Genomic DNA, 424 nt, shown 5'->3' with positions numbered 1-424 from the left:
CGCCGCGCACGAGGCGGAGCGAGTGGCAGCGCTCGGCGCCCCGTCGGCGGTCCATGCGGAGATCGCCGGCGACTTCACGCTGACGGGGCCCGGCGGCCCGTTCGTCCTGCACGGCCGCGCCGACCGGATCGAACGCCATGGCGAGACGCTGACCGTGCTCGACTACAAGACCGGCCACGTGCCGCATCAGAGCCAGGTCGAACTCGGCTACTCGCCACAGATGACGCTGCTCGCCGCGATGGCCGAGGCGGGCGCCTTCGCGGGTGTCACCGGCAGCGTCGGCGCGCTCGCCTACTGGCGGCTGACCGGCGGCCGGACGCCGGGCGAGATCAAGGCGCTGTTCGCGGACGAGGACGACACGGCGCTGCGCGACGCCATCGCCGGCGCGCTCGACGGGCTGCGCCGGCTGATCGAGACCTATGAC

General features: G+C 73.8%; 1 protein-coding gene. It reads left to right on the top strand.

Features of this window, described 5'->3' with window-relative positions:
* Window positions 1-22: 22 nt before the first annotated feature.
* A partial coding sequence (locus B8460_RS11285) for a PD-(D/E)XK nuclease family protein (RefSeq protein ID WP_048861698.1) occupies window positions 23-424 on the top strand: 402 nt, incomplete at its 3' end.

This window comes from Acidisphaera rubrifaciens HS-AP3, from assembly GCF_000964365.1.
In the GTDB taxonomy this organism is placed as follows: Bacteria; Pseudomonadota; Alphaproteobacteria; order Acetobacterales; family Acetobacteraceae; genus Acidisphaera; species Acidisphaera rubrifaciens.
Note: the sequence above shows the minus strand (reverse complement) of the source record. Positions and strands in the feature narration are given on the sequence as shown.